Source organism: Oleiphilus sp. HI0061, from assembly GCF_001635675.1.
The window spans coordinates 1-265 of the sequence record NZ_LWFE01000801.1 but is presented as its reverse complement, the minus strand read 5'-3'; the positions used below and the strand labels follow the sequence as shown (position 1 = coordinate 265).

Here is a 265-nt window from a genome sequence, read left to right as displayed (position 1 = left end):
ACAGGTCTTCTAGAATAATTATCGCCTTGGCACCTGAATCTGAGAATTGATGCTGCATTTCTCTAGGCGTGTAAAGAGGGTTTGTGTTTACCACGACTAAACCAGCACGCAACGCGGCGTAAGCAGCAATTGGGTACTGGCTTAGATTTGGCAGCTGTATCACTATCCGGTCACCCTGATTTAGGTTCTCTTGCTGCTGTAAGAAACAGGCCAAAGCCTTAGATTTAGCATCGATTTCAGCAAAGGATAATGTTTGCCCGAGACA

General features: G+C 45.7%; 1 protein-coding gene. It reads right to left on the bottom strand.

The annotated features are described in order from the left end of the window. Positions 1–265 (bottom strand): AMP-binding protein (locus A3735_RS09665; protein WP_156499574.1); only part of this gene is annotated, 265 nt, incomplete at both ends.